Source organism: Streptomyces sp. CA189 (assembly GCF_056428985.1).
The window spans coordinates 1-1,743 of sequence record NZ_JBWJVM010000172.1 but is presented as its reverse complement, the minus strand read 5'-3'; the positions used below and the strand labels follow the sequence as shown (position 1 = coordinate 1,743).

The 1,743-nt window shown below is 66.6% G+C and carries 2 protein-coding genes and 1 pseudogene; all 3 read right to left on the bottom strand.

Annotation, left to right across the window (positions count from 1 at the left end; genetic code table 11):
- Positions 1 to 261: hypothetical protein (locus AC061S_RS44350; RefSeq protein WP_478691561.1), on the bottom strand; the 261-nt coding region annotated here is incomplete at its 3' end.
- Between the two features lie 223 nt (positions 262 to 484).
- On the bottom strand, positions 485 to 805 hold the full coding sequence (locus AC061S_RS44345; protein WP_478691560.1) for a CBS domain-containing protein: 321 nt from the start codon (positions 803 to 805) through the stop codon (positions 485 to 487).
- Positions 806 to 934: 129 nt separating this feature from the next.
- Positions 935 to 1,471 (bottom strand): annotated as a pseudogene (locus AC061S_RS44340) (cation:proton antiporter domain-containing protein); the annotation flags it as partial.
- Between the last annotated feature and the right edge of the window lie 272 nt (positions 1,472 to 1,743).

Here is a 1,743-nt window from a genome sequence, read left to right as displayed (position 1 = left end):
AGCGGCCACGGCAGCCATGACCAGCGCAACAGCCGCACCGCACAGCAGCATCACAAGTGGCCATGCCAGCGGGCCGCGCCCGGTACGCCTGCGCCACAGCACCAGCCACAGCGCACATGCCGCCACGAACACGACCGTCACACCGCTCAGCTCGCCCTCTCGCCACGCCACCCGCACGGCGCCGGGGTCAGCACCCCATACAAGGAGCGCAATGAGGACGCCCACGGTCAGCGCACACACCGCTTCCAGCAGCCTGCTCATACGTTGCCCTTCTCCTCTGGCGCGCCCGTCAGGTCAGTGTGGAGCCGGAACGGACGGCTTGACTTCGACGGTCTCCGTCCTGCGGCCTTCTGCGTCCGTGCTGATGGTAAGAAAAGACCGCCACGATCGACCCGGTCGGACTCCACATCGCAGGCATCTTCCTGCGGTCAGCCCGATGATCCAAACGAAACGGCAGAGTTAGTTCACCTCACCAAAGATCTGCTCAGTCCGAGGTCGCGAGGAGGTGGCGCATGACGGCGGTGGCGGACACCACTCCCAGCAGCCTGGCCTCGTTGCCATCGCCGTGTTCCACCACGGCCACGAGCGGGATCTGCTTGCGGGCCATGACGGCAACCATCTGAGCGGCGCTCGCGTCCGGCCCCACATACTGCGGGCCGAATTCGCGACGGGGCAGCCAGTCCCCGATGGACCGCTGCCCGAGGTTCGCTGCCAGCCGTTCCGCCGGCTCGTCCCGGAGGACGGCCGCGCGCAGCGGGTCGTCCAGAGCTGGGTCGGGGACGAGCTGCTGCATCAGCTGGGACACGGGAACCACGGCGTACGGCATCCCGTGCGCATCGAGTACGAGCAGCGCGGGGAGGCCGTGCTCGCTCAGCAGCCGGACGGCGGCGTACGTGCTGTCGCCCGTCGTGACGTACGGATAGGGGCGGCGAGGTCACGTGCGGACGCGAGCGGTCTCCTGGGCGTGTGCGGCTGCTTCGGCCGGTGTGCCGCCGGGGATTCCCGTGATGTCCTCGACGTGGAAGAGCCGGGCCACCGGGACGTCGGTGCTGCTGTGCGCGATGATCGAGAAGGCGATGCACACCGCGATGAGTGTGTAGGCCTGCTCACCCTGGGGGATTCCGGCCTGAAGGACGAGCAGGCCGTACACGACCGAGGCGAAGCCCTTGGGACCGAACCAGGCGGCGACCAGCTTCTCCCGGCGTTCCAGCCGCGTACCGAGCAGCGACAGGAGAAGCGATGCCGGCCGGATCAGGAAGATCGCCAGGAGTACGGCCACGTATCCGCCCAGGGACAGGTAGCCGAACAACTGCGGGGTCAGCAGAGCGCCGAAGACCAACAGCGCCGCAAACTTCGCCAGTTCTGCCAGAGACTCGCCCAAGGGCTCGAAAGCGGCCTTCGGCTCCGGCGAGACCGTGGCGAGCACAGCTCCGGCGGAGAAGGCCGCAAGGTACGGGTTGGCGTGCGTGAGTACCTGTTTGTGACCCGTCGATGACAGTGTCCGAAGAAGTCTTCATTCGGACTGTGCAACGTGGACGGGGGTTCTTGGTTTGGGCAGCCGTTGCGGCCGCGATCATGCTGTCGGCAGGACCGGAATCCCCGGGTGTGGAGCGTTGGTACTGAACTTGATTGGGTGATGTCGGGTTGATCGTGGTCAGTCGTCCATGATCAGACCGGTTCCTGCGAGGCATCCGTCGACGAGGTGTGGTCGGTACTGGATCTGCTTGAGGCTTCGCTTCACGG